The following is a 17,607-nucleotide window of genomic DNA, read 5'->3' on the forward strand; positions in this document are numbered from 1 at the left end:
CGGCTGTAGCTCAGCTGGATAGAGTACTTGGCTACGAACCAAGGGGTCGTGGGTTCGATTCCTGCCAGCCGCACCAGAATTCATCAGAAAAGCCAGATCTTGCGATCTGGCTTTTTTGTTTTACCCCACCACATTTACTGGCTGGTTGGCGGCAAACGCCTCGATATTGCCAATCAACTGGTCCGCCAGGCCTTGCATGGCTTGCGTACTGGCCCATGCATTGTGCGGCGTCAGGATGAAATGCGGCAGCCGCAGGTTCAGCAGCACGTTGTTGGGCGGCGGTGGTTCTTGTGACAGCACGTCGAAACCCGCGCCGGCAATCACGCCGGTTTGCAGCGCCAGCGCCAGGGCCGCTTCATCGACCAGGCCGCCGCGCGCGGTATTGATCAACAGGCTAGAACGTTTCATGCGCGCCAGTTCGGCGGCGCCGATGCAGTGGCGGGTCTGGTCATTCAATGGCGCATGCAGGCTCAGGATATCCGACGTTTGCAGCAACTCATCCCAGGACACATTGGTCACATCCGGATCATCGGTCGGTGTGCGCGTATGCACCACGACTTCCATGCCGAAGCCGCGCGCGATCCGTGCCACCGCCTTGCCCAGCGCGCCATAGCCAAACAAGCCCAGGCGGCTGCCATGCAAATCCAGGATCGGGTGGTTGAACAGGCAAAAACGATCCGATTGCTGCCAGCGGCCCGCTTCCACGTCGAGGCGGTACGCCATCAAATTGCGCCGCAAGGCAAGAATCAGCGCAAACGTGTGTTCCGGCACGGCGGCATAGGCGTAATTGCGGATGTTCGAGACGATGATGCCGCGTTCGCGGCAGGCGGCCAGGTCAATGATGTCGGTGCCGGTCGCCGCCACGGCAATCATTTCCAGATCCGGCAACTGCGCCAGCGTGTCGGCGCGCAGCGGGACTTTATTGGTGATGGCGATGGTGGCGCCGTGCAGGCGTGTCCGTGCCTCATCGGCCGTGCTGGCCGCATACTCCGTCCAGGTATGGGCGAACGCGGGGCGGCGGATGTTGGCGATCACGCTGTCGCGGTCCAGGAAAACAAGATGGTGGGTCATGCGGCGGCCCCTGTCGAAATGGATGTTGCCGGGGGCGGCGTCACCACCTGCATCCCCGGATGGTTGGCAAACAAATCGGCGACCCACTCGACAAAGACGCGCACCTTGGCCGACAGGTGGCGGTTTTGCGGGTACACCACGTGGATCGGCACCGGGTCCGTGGCCCATTCCGTCAGGATCGGCACCATGCGGCCGTCGGCCAGGTAGTCGGACAACGCAAAGGTCGTCATTTGCGTCACGCCCAGTCCCGCCAGGCCGGCCGCGATATACGCATTCGAATCATTGAGCGCGACCAGCGCCGGCAGTGGCAGCTGGATGCGTTCGCCATCGCGCGTAAAGTCCCAGTCAAAGACCTTGCCGGTCTTGGCCGAGAAATAGTTCACGCACACGTGGCGCACCAGGTCGCGCGGATGCTGCGGCACGCCGTAACGCGCCAGGTACGATGGCGCCGCGCACGTCGTGAAATTCAATGCGCCGATGCGGCGCGCGATCAGGGTGGAGTCGCCCAGCATGCCGCCGCGCACCGCGCAATCGACGCCTTCTTCGATCAAGTCGACCGGACGGTCGGAGCAGCCCAGTTCCAGCGTGATGTCCGGATAGCGGGCGAAAAAATCGGGCAGGGCGGGAATCAGCATGTCGCGCGCCAGTGCGCTGGGCGCATCGACGCGCAGCCGGCCCGTCGGGCTGAGCTTGGTGCGCGACAGTGATTCCTCGGCTTCGCGCACGTCGGCCAGGATGCGCAGGCACCGTTCGTAGTAGGCGGCGCCGTCGGCCGTCACACTGATTTGCCGGGTGGTGCGATGCAGCAATTTGACCGCCAGCGCGGTTTCCAGCGACTGGATCAGGTTGGAGACGGTCGCTTTCGGCAACTGCATGTTTTCCGCCGCCCGCGTGAAGCCGCCGGCGTCCACCACTTGCACGAACACTTCCATGGCCTGTAATTTGTTCATCTGACAACTTCCATGATTGTTCAACTATTACATGGCAATTGACCACGTTGATTGTTCGGAATTTTGAACAATCAATTCGCGATTGCCATATTTAACAGATTCTAGTTCAAGTTTATAGTTCATGCACTGGAACAAAGATTTGCTTTCTCCAGTTGCCAATTGAGGAGTTGACCATGAAACGTCTGGATGGAATTGTTGCTATCGCCGCGATCGCGCTGAGCGCACTGGCATTGGGCGGCATGGTGGTCACGGATGAGTACGCGGCCGCCGCACGCACGGAAGCCCAGGGCATGATGGCCCTGACGCATGAAGTGTCGGGCGGGCAGGTGCAACTGGTGCCGGCCAGCTTCAATGGCACGATGACGGCCTCGGCGTCCGCCTCTGCGGCAGTGCAGCAATGATGGCGGCCCAGGCCATGGAACAGGGCGTGCCTGTCCGGCTGAAAACCAAGGAACTGGAAGTGCAGGGCGCGTCCGGTCCATTGGGCGCCCGGCTCTACATCGCGGCGGACGCGCCGGCGGTGAAGCGCGATTCCCTGATCGTGTTTTTCCATGGCGGCGGCTTTGTCGCGGGCGACCTGGAAGAAGCCGATGAATTCCTGCGCAGCCTGGTGACCTGTGATCCACGCCATGTTGTCTTGGCCAGCAATTACACCTTGGCCACCACCAGCCCGTTCCCGGCCGCGGTGGAAGATGCGCACGCGGTGCTGTTGTGGGCAAAAAAGAATAAAGCCAGGTTGAACTGGACCGGCAAACGCATGCTGGTCGCCGGCATCGAAGCCGGCGCCAACCTGGCCGCCGTTTGCACGCTGATGGCGCGGGACCGGGGCGGTCCTGCGCTCGGCGGGCAGATTTTAATCATGCCGATGCTGGACCCGGGGCTGACCACGGGGTCGATGCGGGAAATGCCGACCTGCAGCTATAAAGCGCAGGCGGCCGATGTGTGCGCCGCCGGATACCGGGGCTACCTGCCGAACGCGGCGGACCGTACCCATCCGTATGCCTCGCCGCTGCAGTCGAGCCGGCTGAAAAACCTGCCGCCGGCGCTGATCCTGTCCGCCGAAGACGATCCGCTGCGCGATGAGGCCGAACAATATGGCGCCAAGCTGATTGCCTGCGGCATCAAGACCACGGTGCGCCGCTTGCCGCCGACGCCGCTGCCCGATGTGGAAGCGCGCAACGAATGTGCCTGTAAAACCTTTGCGCTGGCGGAAATCGCCGGCTTTGTCGCCAGCCTGGATGGGATGGAGGTCCCTCCGCCAGCGGTGTAGTACCTAACGAATTTAACGAATTCAGCCAGTTCCGCCGACCTGTTTTTTCCGCGCCACGCGCGCGGCGGGGGACGCTTTTGCCCAAAGATTTTCATACAAAAAGGAAAAATTATGAAAAGCCCGAAAACCCACTCGATCAACCTGGCCGACAAAGTGCGGCCGATGATGGCCGCACTGGCCGTGGCAGGCTTGGCAGCCGCGTCCCTGGCTGGTTGCGATACCGCTAACAGCAAGACCCAGGAAGCCGCGCCGGCCGGTCCTCCGATCTCGGCCGCGACCGTGGTGGAAAAAGCCGTCACGGAAACCCAGGAATTCTCCGGCCGCCTGGAAGCCATCGAGCGCGTGGAGATCCGTTCCCGCGTGTCCGGTTTCATTACCGCCGTCAATTTCAAACCAGGCAGCGAAGTCAAAAAAGGCGACGTGCTATTCCAGATCGATTCCCGTCCCTACCAGGCGGAATTGTCGCGCGCGGAAGCGGCCGCCCACTCGGCCCGCGCCAAGGCCGAACTGGCGAAACTCGAATTGACGCGCGCGGAAAAGCTGCTGGCCGACAAAGCCATCGCCCAGCGTGAATACGATGAAAAAGCCTCCAGCCTGAAAGAACTCGACGCCAATACCCGCGCCGCGCAAGCGCAGGCGGAATCGGCGCGCCTGAACCTGGCGTACACGCAAGTGACGTCGCCGATCAATGGCCGCGTGTCGAAAGCCGAAATCACCCTGGGCAACCTGGTGGACGGTTCTGCCGTGCTGACGTCGGTGGTCTCCACCGACAAGATCTACGCCAGCTTCGATGGCGATGAAGACACGTATTTGCGTGTCGGCGCCTTGGCCCAGAAGGGACATGCCGTCATCGTCAAGGTCGGCCTGGCCAATGAAACCGGCTTCCCGCATGAAGGCAAGCTGGAATTCGTCGACAACCGCCTCGATCCGCAAACCGGATCGGTGCGCATGCGCGCCACCTTCGCCAACGAAGACCGCACGTTGGTGCCGGGCCTGTTTGCCCGCATCCAGCTGGGCGGCGCCGGCGCCGGCAAGCCAACCGTCTTGATCAACGAGCGCGCCGTGGGCACCGACCAGAACCGCAAGTTCGTCTACGTGGTCAGCGCCGACAGCAAGGCCGAGTACCGTCCTGTGGTACTGGGCCCGGCTGCCGAGGGCATGCGCGTGGTGCGCGACGGCCTGAAACCGGGCGAAAAAATCGTGGTCAACGGCTTGCAGCGTGTGCGTCCCGGCGCGCCGGTGACGGCGCAAATGGTCAATATGGATTACGACCCGCTGGCGCCGCAAGATCCGAAGCAAGCCAAACCGTCGCCGAAAAAAGATGAAAAGGTCGCCGCTGCTGAAACCAGCACCGGCACGGCCAAGCAATAAGGACCGAACATGAAATTCTCCCGATTCTTTGTCGACAAGCCGATCTTCGCGGCGGTGCTGTCGATCCTGATATTCGTGGCGGGGCTGATATCGATTATCAAGCTGCCGATTTCCGAATACCCCGACGTGGTGCCGCCCTCGGTGGTGGTGCGCGCCATGTACCCTGGCGCCAACCCGAAAGTCATTGCGGAAACCGTGGCCGCGCCGCTGGAAGAACAGATCAACGGCGTGGAAAACATGCTGTACATGTCGTCGCAAAACACGTCCGATGGCGCGCTGGCGCTGACCGTCACCTTTAAAATCGGCACCAATGTCGAGCAGGCGGAAACGCAAGTGCAAAACCGCGTGCAGCGCGCCTTGCCGCGCTTGCCGGAAGAGGTGCGTCAAATTGGCGTGACGACCGTTAAAAGCTCGCCGAACCTCACCATGGTGGTCCACCTGGTGTCGCCGGACGGACGCTACGACGACCTGTACCTGCGCAACTACGCTGTGCTGAACATCAAGGACCACCTGTCCCGTATCCAGGGCATGGGTGAAGTCAACCTGTTCGGTTCCGGCGACTACGCCATGCGCGTCTGGCTCGACCCGCAAAAAGTGGCGGCGCGCGGCATGGTGGCGTCCGACGTGGTGGCGGCGATCCGCGAACAAAACGTGCAGGTGGCGGCGGGCGTCGTGGGCGCAACGCCGAACAAGGGCGCTGAATTCCAGCTGACCGTCAATACCCAGGGCCGGCTGAATTCGGTCGAGGAATTCGGCGACATCATCGTCAAGACCAATGCCGACGGCGCCCTGACGCGCCTGAAGGATGTGGCCCGCGTGGAGCTGGGCTCGAACAGTTACGCCTTGCGCTCACTGCTGAATAACAAATCAGCGGTGGCAATTGGCATCTTTGAAGCGCCGAACGCGAATGCGTTGCAGCTGTCGGCCGACGTGCGCGCCAAGATGGAAGAATTGAAGAAAGACTTCCCGCAAGGCGTGTCGTATGACGTGGTGTACGACCCGACGCAATTCGTGCGCGAATCCATCAAGGCCGTGATCCACACCTTGCTGGAAGCGGTGGCGCTGGTGGTGATCGTGGTGATCGTGTTCCTGCAAACCTGGCGCGCGTCGATTATCCCGCTGCTGGCGGTCCCGGTCTCGATTGTCGGCACCTTTGCCGTCATGATGGGCTTTGGCTTCTCGATCAACACGCTGTCGCTGTTCGGGCTGGTGCTGGCGATCGGTATCGTGGTCGACGACGCGATCGTGGTGGTGGAAAACGTCGAGCGGAATATCGCCAATGGCTTGTCGCCGCGCGACGCCACGATCCAGGCCATGAAAGAAGTGTCCGGCCCGATCATCGCGATTGCGCTGGTGCTGTGCGCCGTGTTCGTGCCGATCGCGTTCGTATCCGGCCTGTCGGGCCAGTTCTACAAGCAGTTCGCGCTGACCATCGCGTTTTCGACCGTGATTTCGGCGTTCTGCTCGCTGACCCTGGCGCCGGCGCTGGCGGCCACCTTGCTGAAACCGCACGACGCGCCGAAAGATGCGCTGACCCGTGGCATGGACCGCGTGTTCGGCGGCTTCTTCAACTGGTTCAACCGCTTCTTCAACCGCGCATCGACCCGCTATGAAGCCGGTGTGCAGGGCGTGTTGCGCCGCAAGAGCGCGGCCATCGTGGTGTACGTGGTGCTGGCGGCATTGGCCGGTGTGGTCTTTAAACTGGTGCCGGCAGGCTTTGTGCCGGCGCAGGACAAGCAATACTTGATCGGCTTCGCGCAGTTGCCGGACGCCGCTTCGCTGGAGCGCACCGACGCCGTGATCCGCCGCATGTCGGACATCGCCAAGGAAATCCCCGGCGTGGAATCGTCGGTGGCCTTCCCCGGCCTGTCGATCAACGGCTTTACCAATGCGCCGAACGCGGGCATCGTGTTCACCACCTTGAAACCGTTCCACCAGCGTACCGGCAAGGGCGAATCCGGCGAAGCGATTGCGGCGGAAATCAACAAGCGCATGGGCGCCGTGCAAGACGCGTTCATCATGGTGTTCCCGCCGCCGCCCGTGAATGGCCTGGGTACGACCGGTGGCTTCAAGATGATGATCGAAGACCGCGACAACCTCGGTTACGACGAACTGTATAAAGCCGTACAGGCGGTGCAAATGAAGGCCTGGCAAGATCCGCAGCTGGCCGGCGTGTTCTCCGGTTTCCAGATCAACGTGCCGCAATTGTTTGCCGACGTCGACCGCGCCAAGGCGAAACAGCTGGGTGTGCCGCTGGCGAACATTTACCAGACCCTGCAAATCAACCTGGGCTCGCTGTATGTCAACGACTTCAACCAGTTTGGCCGTACCTACCAGGTGCGGGTCCAGGCGGACGCGCCGTTCCGTTCGCAGGCCGAGCAGATCGCCCAGCTGAAGGTGCGCAATGACAAGGGCGAAATGATCCCGCTGTCGTCGCTGATGCGCCTGAAGGACAGCTATGGCCCGGACCGCGTGCAGCGCTATAACGCGTATGTCGCCGCCGAAATGAATGGCGCCGCCGCGCCGGGCATTTCGTCCGGCCAGGCCCAGGCCGCGCTGGAAAAAATCGCCAGGGAGACGCTGCCGAAAGGGATCAGCTACGAATGGACCGAGTTGACGTACCAGGACATCTTGTCCGGCAACACGATGATTTATGTGTTCCCGCTGTGCGTGCTGCTGGTGTTCCTGGTGCTGGCGGCCCAGTATGAAAGCTGGACCCTGCCGCTGGCGGTGATCCTGATCGTGCCGATGTCGATCCTGTGCGCGCTGGTTGGCGTCAAGGTGACGGGCGGCGATAACAATGTGTTCACCCAGATTGCGCTGTTTGTGCTGGTGGGACTGGCGTCGAAGAATGCGATTCTGATCGTGGAATTCGCCCGCGAACTGGAAGACCATGGCCGCACCGTGCTGCAAGCCGCGTTGGAAGCATGCCGCCTGCGTCTTCGTCCGATCCTGATGACGTCGATCGCGTTCATCATGGGCGTGGTGCCGCTGGTGTTCTCGTCCGGCGCGGGTGCGGAAATGCGCCATGCGATGGGTGTGGCGGTGTTTGCCGGCATGCTGGGCGTGACCTTCTTCGGCCTGTTCCTGACGCCGGTGTTTTATGTGCTGCTGCGCACGCTGGCGCAAAAAATGACCAAGAAATCCCATGTGGCCGCGCCAGTGGCCACGGAACTGGAAGGGACCAAATAAATGAGTATTACTGCGACTATGACTGCAAGGGGCGTTGCGCCCGCAGTTTCCATGTTGATGGCGGCGCTGCTGCTGACCGCGTGCGCGGCGCCTGAATTCAAACAGCCGGACGTGGGCGCGCCGGCCGCGTTCAAGGAAGCGCAATCGGCGCCAGCCAGCGCCGGTGGCGTGGTCACTGCGGCCGACGGCACCCGCTGGAAACAGGCGCAGCCTGCCGAGCAGCAGCCCCGTGGCGAGTGGTGGCTGGCATTCAACGATCCTGCCCTGAACGGCCTGATTACGGAAGCCACCAAGGCCAACGCCAACCTGGCCGTGGCGGCGGCCCGTGTCAAGCAGGCGCGCGCCATTGCCGGGATTTCCGAATCGGCGCGCATGCCGCAAGTCGGTGTCGGTGTCGGCGCGCAGCGTTCGCGTGCCTCGGCCGCTTCGCTGGGGCTGCCGGCCGGCAGCCCGGTGGCGCCGCAGACGTCGTACAGCGCCAACTTGACCGCCAGCTATGAGGTGGACTTGTTTGGCCGCGTGTCGTCCGACATCGCCGCCAGCCGCAGCGATGCGCAAGCCACGGAAGCCAATTACCGTTCCGTGCTGCTGGCCCTGCAGGCCGACGTGGCGCAGGCGTACTTCCGCCTGCGCGCCACCGATGCGGAATTGGCAACGTTGGATCAGACCGTGCGGCTGCGCGAGGAAAACGTCAAGGTCAACCAGCGCCGCTTCGACCTGGGCGACATTGGCGAATTCGACCTGGCGCGCGCCAAGACGGAACTGGCGACGTCGCGCGCCGAAGCCATTGGGCTGCAGCGTCAGCGCGTGACCACCGAACATGCGCTGGCCGTGCTGCTGGGCCAGCCGGCGGCGAACTTCACTGCCGGCGTCTCGCCGCTGCAGGATGGCGCGCTGCTGCCGGCGATCCCGGCCGGCTTGCCGTCGGCGCTGCTGGAGCGCCGTCCCGACATCGTGGCGGCGCAGCGCGCGATGGAAGCGGCGAATGCCCGCATCGGCGTGGCCCGCTCGGCCATGTTCCCGGCGCTGACCATCAGCGCCAATGGCGGCGGAGCAGCCGGCGCGTTTGCCGACGTCTTTAAATGGAGCAGCCGGTCGTGGGTGCTGGGCGCGCTGATGTCGATGCCGCTGATCGACGGTGGCCGCAACAGCAATAATGTGTTGCGCAGCGAAGCGGCGCTGGAAGAGTCCGTGGCCACCTACCGCGGCAGCGTGTTGAACGCGTTTGCCGAAGTGGAAGACAACCTGGCGGGCTTGCGTATCCTGTCCGGCCAGACGCGGGAAATCGACGATGCGCTGGTGTCGGCGCGCCGCTCGGCCGACCTGGCGCAAAAGCTGTACGCGGCGGGCCGGTCCAGCTACCTGGACTTGCTGGACGCGCAGCGCAACCTGGCGCAGGTGGAGCGCAACGCCGTGCAATTGCGGGGCAACCGCGCCGTCACCACGGTGGCGCTGATCCGCTCGCTGGGCGGGGGCTGGGACAGTACCGGCGCCGGCGCGAAATAAACCGCGACGCCATGTAGCGGTGCATCGCAGCGCCAGGCGCCTTCGGGCGCCTGGCGTGCTACAGTGACGGTTCCCCCGTGTTTGCCGTCACTCCATGAAAGTCAAAACCCACCTGGTGTTGCTGGTCGTGGTCGTGCTGACGCCGGTGATCGTGTTTTCCGCGCTGGTGTTGAACATGCTGGTGTCGCGCGAGCGGGAAGCGGCCATGCGCAGCATGCATGAGCTGGCGCGCGCCGCCGTGCTATCGATGGATATGCAGATGATGCGGGCGCAGGCCGGCGTGCAGGCGCTGGCGGCGTCGCCCAGCCTGGCGCGCGAAGATTTTGCCGCGTTCTATCTTGAAGCCAAGGCCGCCGTGGACCAGGAGCCCCTGTATGTGGCGCTGCTGGACCAGCACGGACAGCAAGTCTTCAATACCGTGCAGCCCTATGGCATGGCGCTGCCGCCGCCTTCCGGGGTCAGCACCCTCAACGTGCGCGAAGTGCTGGCCGGCGGCAAACCGCGCGTTTCGAACTTGATCCTCGGCACCACCACCGGCCAGTTCCTGGTCTCGATGGAGCGCCCCGTCATGGCCCGCAGCGGCACCCGTTATGTGCTGGGCGTGTGGATGTTTGCCCGCGACCTGTCGGGCCTGCTGCCGGCCGACGGCGTGCCGCCCGGCTGGCTCATTTCCGTGCTCGACCGTAACGGCGTGACCCTGGCGCGCAACCAGCGGCCGGAACAGTTTGTTGGTTCCGAACCCGTGCCGGAATTGAAAAAAGTATTGATGGGGCCGGAGAAAAGCGAATTCCGCGCCCTTAACCGGGCCGGACAGGAGATGTACGGCGTCAATGACCGTTCCTCCCTGTCGGGCTGGACCGTTACCGTCGGCGTGCCGGTGACCGATTATGAACAGGCCGCGGTACAGGCGAAAACCCTGACCGCGTTTGGTTTCCTGTTTGCCATTGCGTGCGCGATGGGCGGCGCGCTGTTCATGATCCGCCGCTTGGTGCAGGGCACGCGGCGTATTGCCCAGGCGGCGGAAATGCTGGGCGAGGGCAAGGCGCCGCCGGAGGCCCGGCTGGAAATCGCCGACTTCCAGGAAGTGCACGCGCGCCTTGCCCGCGTGGCGGAGCGGCTGGCGGCGGCGGAAGCGGAGCGCCGCGCCCACCTGGACTTCACGCAACAGGCCAAGGAACAGGCGGAAGCGGAAAACCGCGCCAAGGATGAATTCCTCGCGATGCTGGGCCATGAATTGCGCAATCCGCTGGCGCCCATCAGCGTGGCCGCGCACCTGCTGGGCAAGCCGGACCTGAGCCCGGAACGGGCCCGCGCCGCCAGCGCCGTGATCGGCCGCCAAGTGCAGCACATCAACCGGTTGCTGGAAGATTTGCTCGATGTGTCGCGCGTGACGCGCGGCATCGCGGACTTGAAACGGGAGCCGGTGGCATTGCATGACGTAATCCATGCGGCGCTGGAACAGGTGCGCTGCATGGCCGAGGCGCGCCATCAAACCATTTCCCATGAAGTGCCGGATGCGCCGCTGGTGGTGCTGGGCGACTGTGCGCGGCTGGTGCAAATCGTCTGCAACCTGTTGCACAACGCGGCGAAATACAGCCATGACGGCGGCGCGATTGCCTTGCGGGTGCGGCGGCAAGGGGCATGGGTGATGATCGAAGTGGCCGACCAGGGCATGGGCATCGCCGCGGAATTCCTGCCGCGCGTATTTGACTTGTTTTCACAAGGCAGCCGGGGCATCGACCGCCGCCAGGGCGGGCTCGGCATCGGGCTGGCGCTGGTGCGCAGCCTGGTGCTGCTGCACGGCGGCGATATCGCCTGCCACAGCGCGGGGCCGGAGCAGGGCAGCACGTTTATCGTGCGCCTGCCGCTGGCGCAGGAGGGCGGCGCCAACGCCTTGCCCGCCGACCCGCCGCGCTGAAGCCGGCGGGGCAAGCTCACTGCACGCCGTGCATGCCGTAACGCGCCGCGATCGTGTAGACCGTCCCTGAACGCACCATCTCTTCCAGCGCCGCCATCAACTGGTCCTTCACCGCGGGCGCCGTGCGCTTGCGCGACAAGCCGAGGTGGTACGTGATTTGCTGCACTTCCCCCACTTGCCGCAAGCCCGCATCGCCTTCCCGCTGCATCAGCCAGATGCCCAGGTCTTTATTGATCACCACCACGGCCTTGCTGCCGTAGCGGCCCATGCGCAGTTTGCGCAGCGCCGTGTCATTGTCGATCTCCACCTGCAAGCGGGCATTGGGCGCCGCTTGCGCCAGCCGGGCCGCGACCGAAGATGTGCCGGAGGGGCCGAACGAGGCCACCGTGTATCCGGCCAGCAAGTCGGGCGTCGGGTCGCTCAGGGTACTGTCCTGCTGCGCGTACAGGACGTACGCGGAGCGGATCAGGGCGGGGCTCATGTGGAATAGTTGCCGGCGTTCCGGCAAATCCAGGATGGCCAATAACCCGTCCGCTTCGCCTTCCGTCACCATTTGCAGGGCGCGCCGCCAAGGGAATATTTCGATGGTGCATTGCGCGCGGACGGTTTCACAGGCGGTGTGCACGATGTCGACGAATGGCCCGGTCAGTTTGCCGTTTTCCATATGGATGAACGGCGGCCACGGCTGCGCAACAAAGCGCAGCTGCAGCGGCGGCGCCGCCACAGCAAGCTGGCAAGACCATGCCACTGCAATCGCGCCAGCCCGGCATGCCCAGCGGCCCATGGCCATAGCGCCTCCAATTTCTTGACCTTTAGTAACAATATAGGCCGTGCGGCGGTTGCGGGCAACCGTGTGACCGGATTGACACAGCCGCCGCACCGCTGCTTGCGGTCGTTGACTCCTCGCCATAGTATAAATTGACCGGAAGGTCCGGTTTACAATCATAACGACGGCACAGGGGGGCGGGATCATGAACCAATGGCTGCGGGCAGTGGCGTTATCCATCTCCGTTGCGGCAACCGCCGTGGCGGTGGCGCAAGACCAGCGCGGCACGGCCGACGAAGCGGTGGCGCTGGTGAAAAAAGGGGCGGCGTTCTATAAGGCCAACGGCAAGGACAAGCTGGCGGCGGAAATCAATGGCCGTTCCCCGCAATTCCAGGAAAAAGACTTGTACCTGTTCATGTCGCCGGCAGCGGGTGGCGCCCTGATTGCCCACGGCGCCAACGCGAAAATGGTCGGCAAAACCCTGGGCGACTTGCGTGATGTCGATGGCGTGAATTTCGTGCAAAAGTTCCGCGAAGTGGCCAACAGCAAGGAAGGCAAGGGCTGGGTCGACTACAAGTGGCCCAACGCCAAGACCGGCCAGCTGGAACAGAAGAGTACCTATATCGAGCGGGTCGACGACGTGTATATCGCGGCCGGTATTTACAAGGGTAAATAGCCCGCCGGGGGGGCCACGCTGTGTGCGCTGGCTAACCGTGGCGCACCGCGCATGGCGGTAGCATCGCCGTCATGCGCGACCCACTGAAAACCTACAAGGCCAAGCGGAACTTCGCTATCACGCCGGAACCTGCCGAAGGCGGCCAGGAAGGCGGAGAGCAGCGCGCGTTCGTGATCCAGAAACACTGGGCGTCGCGGCTGCACTACGACTTCCGGCTGGAACTGGACGGGGCCATGAAAAGCTGGGCGGTGCCGAAAGGCCCCAGCTACGATCCGCACGACAAGCGCATGGCGGTGCAGGTGGAAGACCACCCGATCGCCTATAACGATTTCGAAGGCACGATACCGCCGCACCAGTACGGCGCCGGCAAAGTCATCATCTGGGACCAGGGCACCTGGCAGCCGGAGGGCGACGCCCGCAAGGGCTACCGCGAAGGCCACCTGAAATTCACCTTGCACGGCCATAAAATGCATGGCCGCTGGGCGCTGGTGCGCATGAAAAGCCGGGGCGAAAAGCAGCCGGCGTGGCTGCTGATCAAGGAAAAAGATGAGGCAGCAAGGCCGGCGGATGAATTTTCCGTGGTCGATGAAATGCCGGACAGTGTGAAGGCGCTGGGGATGCCGGACGGTATGTCCGCCGGGACTGCTTCCGCGGGCAGGGCAGCGCCCAAGACAGCGGCCAGGCGTTCCCGCGCCTCCCGTCCGGCCAGACCGGGTCAGGCCGCCGCGGCCGAACCGGGGGAGGCGCGGAACGCCATGCCGGCCCTGCCCAAGGCGCGCCTGCCCGCCACCTTGGCGCCGCCGCTGGCCACCCTGGTGGACGCCCCGCCATCCGATCCGGACGACTGGCTGTTTGAAATCAAGTTTGATGGCTACCGCATCCTGGCCCGCATCGATGGCAAAGGCATCAGGCTGATGACCCGCAATGGCAATGACTGGACCCATAAACTGGAGCCGCTGCGCGCCGCCCTGGCGGAGATGGCGTTGCCGAAGGGCTGGTATGACGGAGAGATCGTGGTACACGATGACAACGGCCGTCCGGACTTCGGTTTGTTACAGCAGGCGTTTGATACAGCGGGCAACGGTGACATGGTGTACTTCGTGTTTGACGCGCCTTACCTCGATGGCCACGACTTGCGCGACGTGCCGCTCGAGCAGCGCCGCACCTTGCTGTACACCGTGCTGAAAGACCGGCCCAGCGACACGGTGCGCTACAGCGCCGAGCTGGACGCGCCACCGGCCGACATGGTGGCGGCCGCCTGCAAGATGGGGCTCGAGGGCATCATCGGAAAACGGCGCGATTCCACTTACGTGTCGCGCCGCACGCCGGACTGGATCAAGCTGAAATGCGGGCAGCGGCAAGAGTTCGTGATTGGTGGTTACACCGACCCCAAAGGATCGCGCCAGGGCATCGGTTCGTTGTTGCTGGGCGTGCAGGGCAAGGATGGGGCGCTGCATTATGCGGGCAATGTCGGCAGCGGTTTCAATGCGGATAACTTGCTGGCCTTGCGTTCGCAGCTGGAAAAACTGGCGGCGGATGCCAGCCCGTTCGCGCCCGGCCGCACGATTGCAAAAAAGGCGCACTGGGTCAAACCGAAGCTGGTGGCGGAAGTCAGCTTTGGCGAATGGACGCGGGATGGTTCGGTGCGCCACGCGGTATTCCAGGGCTTGCGGTCGGATAAACCGCCGCGCGCCATCACGCGTGAGCAGCCGGCCCATATCGAAGACCTGGCGCAGGCGGCCAAGCCGGCGCGCCGGCGACGCGGCGGCCATGCCACGGCCGCCGCGAACGCCACCGGCGATGCGAACGGCCACGCACACCGTGAAGCAGACCACAACGCAAACCACAACGCAAGCCGCGACGCAAACCGTGACGCCGACGACAGCGCCGGCCCGCTGCATGGCAACTTGCCGGACGACCTCACCGTGACGCATCCGGATCGCGTGATCGATAAAACCAGCGGCGCGCACAAGATCGACGTGGTGCGCTATTACGCGCTGGTGGGTGACTTGATGATGGCGCACTTGCATGCCCGCCCGGTGGCTCTGGTGCGGGCGCCGGCCGGTGTCGGCGGCGAATTGTTTTTCCAGAAGCACGCCGATGTGAAAAAGCTGCCGGGTTTAACACTGTTGAACCGGAAGCTCGATCCCCCCCACCCGGCCATGCTGGCCGTGGCCGACAAGCAGGGCTTGGCGTGGGCCGCGCAATGGAATGTGGTGGAAATCCATACCCAAAACGCCACCGCGCGCAGCTATGAAAAACCGAACCGCATGGTGTTCGACCTGGACCCGGGCGAGGGCGTGGCATGGGCGCAGGTGCGGGAAGCGGCGCAGTTGCTGCATGCCTTCCTCGAGGAACTGGGCTTGCCCGCGTTCTTGAAAACCAGCGGCGGCAAGGGGCTGCATGTGGTGGTGCCGGTCAAGCCGCACTATGACTGGGATACGGTCAAAGCATTTTCGCAGGCGGTTGTGGCGCGCGTGGCGCAGACCTTGCCGGACCGGTTTGCGTTGAAAAGCGGCCCGAAGAACCGGGTCGGCAAGATCTTTATCGATTACCTGCGCAACGGGCGGGGCGCCACCACGGCCTGCGCCTGGTCGGTGCGCACGCGGCCCGGACTCGGCATTTCCGTGCCGGTGGCATGGGATGAACTTGATGCGCTGAAAGGCGGCGCGCAATGGACGGTCCACAATGTCCATACCCGGCTCGATGTGGGGAATGCGCCATGGGACGGGTACGACGACAGCGCGGCCGGGCTGGCGGCCGCGATGAAAAAGTTGGCGTTTAAGCCGTAGGGCGGGTTTTACGGGGACGCCGAGTCAAACCCGCCATGCGTGCGCGGCGTTGACGCCGGCAGGCGGCATTGTAAATGCCGCCCTACGCCGCCGTGCGGGTGGCCCTGGTTGCGGTCTTCGGGCGCTTCGCCGCCGTGGTTTTGCGCGCCGCCGGTTTTTTCGCCGCCGTACGCGGCTTTGGCGGTGGCGCGTCTTCTTCCTCTTCTTCCTGCTCGTCATCGGCCGCCTTGCCCCGCTTGCCGCCGCCCAGGCTTTGCTGCAGCAGCGCCACGAGGTCCACCACATTGGCGCTGGCGCGCGGTTTCTTCGCGGGCGCCGCTTCCGTGATGCTCTTGGTCTGTTTCGCCTTGATCTTGCGCTTGACCAGCGCCATCACGTCTTCGCGGTAGGTGTCATGGTATTGCGACGGCTCCCACTCTTCCGTCATGCCATCGACCAGCGACAGCGCCATCTTGATTTCCTTGTCCGAAATACCGGCGGATTTCAGCGACCTCGCCGGTAATTTCAATTCATCGGTGTCACGGATTTCATCGGGGAAGCGCAGGGTATTGAGGATGATGGTGTCGCCTTCGCACAGCAGCGCGCACAGGTGCTGGCGCACGCGGATCACGACGGTCGCAATCGCCACGCGGTCCGCCTTGCGCAGCGTTTCGCGCAGCAGGGCATAGACTTTGTCGCCGCCACGGCCCGGCGTCAGGTAATACGGCGTGTCGTAATAGGTCAGCGGGATGTCCGCGGCGGGAACAAAGGCTTGAATGTCGATCGACTGCGTGGCTTCGACGTTGGCCTGTTTCAAGTCTTCGTCCGACAGCACCACGTATTCGCCGTCCTGGTATTCATACCCCTTGATGATGTTGTCCCATGCGACTTCCTTGCCGGTGCCCTTGTTATAGCGCTTGAAACCAATCGGGGAAAAATCGCGCCGGTCCAGCATCGTCAAATCCAGGTCGTGCTCTTGCACGGCCGAGTGCAAATCGACGGGAATGTGCACCAGGCCGAAGCTGATCGCGCCTTTCCACAGTGAACGCGCCGCCATGTCAGCCGCCTCCCACGCTGCCGGTCACCGGCAGCACGATGCCGCTGATGTAGCTGGAACAGCAGGGCGCCGCCAGGAACACATATGCGGGAGACAATTCTTCCGGCTGGGCGGGCCGCTTCATGTCGGTGGTGGCGCCGAATTCACGGATTTTTTCCGGCGTCTGGTCGGCTGGATTGAGCGGCGTCCACACCGGCCCCGGCGCCACGGCGTTGACGCGGATCCCCTTGTCCAGCAGGTTTGACGCCAGCGACATGGTGAAAGCGTGGATCGCGCCCTTGGTGGTGGAGTAGTCGAGCAGGTGGCTGGACCCTTTCAGGCCCACGACCGAGCCTGTATTGATGATGCTGCCGCCGCGCTGCAAATGCGGTTCCGCAGCCTTTGCCATATGAAAATAACCATAAATATTGGTTTTCATGGTCAAGTCGAAGCGTTCTTCCGACAACTCCGCCAGCGAGCCCGCGTGTTCCTGGAAGGCCGCATTGTTGACGAGGATGTCGAGCTTGCCGAGGTTGGCCACGGTGCGCTCGACCGCGTCCTTGCAAAAGGCCGGGTCGCGCACGTCGCCGGGAATCAGCAGGCAAGTCTGGCCTTCCGCTTCCACGTGGTGCTTGGTTTCCATCGCATCGTCGTGTTCTTCCTGCAAGTACACGATGGCCACATCGGCCCCTTCTCGCGCATACAGCACCGCCACCGCGCGGCCGATGCCCGAATCGCCGCCGGTGATCAGCGCCGCCATGCCGGCCAGCTTGCCGCTGCCGCAATAGTCCGGCGCGAGGAAGCGGGGTTTTAATTCCATCGTGCCTTCAATGCCGGGCTTGACCAGGTGTTGCCCGGGCAGAGGCGGGCTGGGCTGGTCGGTATGGCCGGTTTGCACGGCCTCCTTGTGGTCGCCGGACGGTCCCTGCAACTGGTCGCGGTGGTCTTGCTGTTGCTGGATTGCGCGCTGCTCGCTGCCAGCCGAGGTCGCCTTGTTTTCCGAATTCGGCATGGTGTCCTCCCTGTTCGTCAAAGGGACAGTATTCGGAGATGCTGCGGCGCGGACCGTGCGGGGCCGCA

13 protein-coding genes are annotated in these 17,607 nt (G+C 63.7%); 8 read left to right on the top strand and 5 right to left on the bottom strand.

The window, feature by feature from the left end; genetic code table 11:
- Positions 1-120: 120 nt before the first annotated feature.
- Both AC1RRC_RS00105 and AC1RRC_RS00110 read right to left on the bottom strand, forming a co-directional pair.
- The gene (locus tag AC1RRC_RS00105; RefSeq protein WP_493053201.1) at positions 121-1,071 is read right to left on the bottom strand and encodes a D-2-hydroxyacid dehydrogenase; all 951 of its coding nucleotides are present in this window, start codon (positions 1,069-1,071) and stop codon (positions 121-123) included.
- On the bottom strand, positions 1,068-2,021 hold the full coding sequence (locus AC1RRC_RS00110; RefSeq protein ID WP_493053202.1) for a LysR family transcriptional regulator: 954 nt from the start codon (positions 2,019-2,021) through the stop codon (positions 1,068-1,070). Before AC1RRC_RS00110 ends, AC1RRC_RS00105 begins: the two co-directional genes overlap by 4 nt.
- Positions 2,022-2,194: 173 nt before the next feature.
- On the opposite strand from AC1RRC_RS00110, the gene AC1RRC_RS00115 reads away from it, so the two are divergent.
- The 6 genes from AC1RRC_RS00115 (at position 2,195) to AC1RRC_RS00140 (ending at position 11,278) form a co-directional block, all read left to right on the top strand.
- Positions 2,195-2,422: a hypothetical protein gene (locus AC1RRC_RS00115; protein WP_493053203.1), complete on the top strand. Its 228-nt coding sequence runs from the start codon at positions 2,195-2,197 to the stop codon at positions 2,420-2,422.
- A complete protein-coding gene (locus AC1RRC_RS00120) occupies positions 2,422-3,291 on the top strand; it encodes an alpha/beta hydrolase (RefSeq protein ID WP_493053934.1) in 870 nt (289 codons plus the stop codon). The genes AC1RRC_RS00115 and AC1RRC_RS00120 overlap by 1 nt, the downstream gene beginning before the upstream one ends.
- 111 nt (positions 3,292-3,402) lie before the next feature.
- Positions 3,403-4,662 carry an efflux RND transporter periplasmic adaptor subunit gene (locus AC1RRC_RS00125; RefSeq protein WP_493053204.1) on the top strand — a complete coding sequence of 420 codons (1,260 nt, stop codon included), beginning with the start codon at positions 3,403-3,405 and terminating at the stop codon, positions 4,660-4,662.
- A gap of 9 nt (positions 4,663-4,671) precedes the next feature.
- Entirely contained in the window at positions 4,672-7,854 is a 3,183-nt protein-coding gene (locus AC1RRC_RS00130; protein ID WP_493053205.1) for an efflux RND transporter permease subunit, read from the top strand.
- A gap of 51 nt (positions 7,855-7,905) precedes the next feature.
- Entirely contained in the window at positions 7,906-9,360 is a 1,455-nt protein-coding gene (locus tag AC1RRC_RS00135) for an efflux transporter outer membrane subunit (protein WP_493053206.1), read from the top strand.
- Between the two features lie 94 nt (positions 9,361-9,454).
- Complete coding sequence (locus tag AC1RRC_RS00140; protein WP_493053207.1) at positions 9,455-11,278, top strand: sensor histidine kinase; 1,824 nt, start codon at positions 9,455-9,457, stop codon at positions 11,276-11,278.
- A 16-nt stretch (positions 11,279-11,294) separates the two neighbouring features.
- Here the strand turns inward: AC1RRC_RS00140 and AC1RRC_RS00145 are convergent, their stop codons facing one another.
- Positions 11,295-12,068: a substrate-binding periplasmic protein gene (locus AC1RRC_RS00145; protein WP_493053208.1), complete on the bottom strand. Its 774-nt coding sequence runs from the start codon at positions 12,066-12,068 to the stop codon at positions 11,295-11,297.
- Between the two features lie 181 nt (positions 12,069-12,249).
- Here AC1RRC_RS00145 and AC1RRC_RS00150 point away from each other — a divergent pair, with 181 nt between their 5' ends.
- Positions 12,250-12,720 (top strand): cache domain-containing protein, encoded by a 471-nt coding sequence (locus tag AC1RRC_RS00150; RefSeq protein ID WP_493053209.1) that lies wholly within the window; start codon positions 12,250-12,252, stop codon positions 12,718-12,720.
- A 71-nt stretch (positions 12,721-12,791) separates the two neighbouring features.
- Positions 12,792-15,512: a DNA ligase D gene (gene ligD / locus AC1RRC_RS00155; RefSeq protein WP_493053210.1), complete on the top strand. Its 2,721-nt coding sequence runs from the start codon at positions 12,792-12,794 to the stop codon at positions 15,510-15,512.
- 82 nt (positions 15,513-15,594) lie between these two features.
- Here the strand turns inward: ligD and ku are convergent, their stop codons facing one another.
- Together ku and AC1RRC_RS00165 are read right to left on the bottom strand one after the other, a co-directional pair.
- Complete coding sequence (gene ku / locus AC1RRC_RS00160) at positions 15,595-16,548, bottom strand: non-homologous end joining protein Ku (RefSeq protein WP_493053211.1); 954 nt, start codon at positions 16,546-16,548, stop codon at positions 15,595-15,597.
- 1 nt (position 16,549) lies between these two features.
- Positions 16,550-17,539, bottom strand: coding sequence for an SDR family oxidoreductase (locus tag AC1RRC_RS00165; RefSeq protein WP_493053212.1), 990 nt, complete (start codon positions 17,537-17,539; stop codon positions 16,550-16,552).
- Positions 17,540-17,607 lie beyond the last annotated feature (68 nt).

The organism is Pseudoduganella sp. GW821-FHT12E03 (assembly GCF_058807115.1).

Bases quoted from the DNA above. Each gene is read 5' to 3' on its own strand.
- AC1RRC_RS00105 (WP_493053201.1), bottom strand. From the start codon at position 1,071: ATGACCCACCATCTTGTTTTCCTGGACCGCGACAGCGTGATCGCCAAC.
- AC1RRC_RS00110 (WP_493053202.1), bottom strand. From the start codon at position 2,021: ATGAACAAATTACAGGCCATGGAAGTGTTCGTGCAAGTGGTGGACGCC.
- AC1RRC_RS00115 (WP_493053203.1), top strand. From the start codon at position 2,195: ATGAAACGTCTGGATGGAATTGTTGCTATCGCCGCGATCGCGCTGAGC.
- AC1RRC_RS00120 (WP_493053934.1), top strand. From the start codon at position 2,422: ATGGCGGCCCAGGCCATGGAACAGGGCGTGCCTGTCCGGCTGAAAACC.
- AC1RRC_RS00125 (WP_493053204.1), top strand. From the start codon at position 3,403: ATGAAAAGCCCGAAAACCCACTCGATCAACCTGGCCGACAAAGTGCGG.
- AC1RRC_RS00130 (WP_493053205.1), top strand. From the start codon at position 4,672: ATGAAATTCTCCCGATTCTTTGTCGACAAGCCGATCTTCGCGGCGGTG.
- AC1RRC_RS00135 (WP_493053206.1), top strand. From the start codon at position 7,906: ATGTTGATGGCGGCGCTGCTGCTGACCGCGTGCGCGGCGCCTGAATTC.
- AC1RRC_RS00140 (WP_493053207.1), top strand. From the start codon at position 9,455: ATGAAAGTCAAAACCCACCTGGTGTTGCTGGTCGTGGTCGTGCTGACG.
- AC1RRC_RS00145 (WP_493053208.1), bottom strand. From the start codon at position 12,068: ATGGCCATGGGCCGCTGGGCATGCCGGGCTGGCGCGATTGCAGTGGCA.
- AC1RRC_RS00150 (WP_493053209.1), top strand. From the start codon at position 12,250: ATGAACCAATGGCTGCGGGCAGTGGCGTTATCCATCTCCGTTGCGGCA.
- ligD (WP_493053210.1), top strand. From the start codon at position 12,792: ATGCGCGACCCACTGAAAACCTACAAGGCCAAGCGGAACTTCGCTATC.
- ku (WP_493053211.1), bottom strand. From the start codon at position 16,548: ATGGCGGCGCGTTCACTGTGGAAAGGCGCGATCAGCTTCGGCCTGGTG.
- AC1RRC_RS00165 (WP_493053212.1), bottom strand. From the start codon at position 17,539: ATGCCGAATTCGGAAAACAAGGCGACCTCGGCTGGCAGCGAGCAGCGC.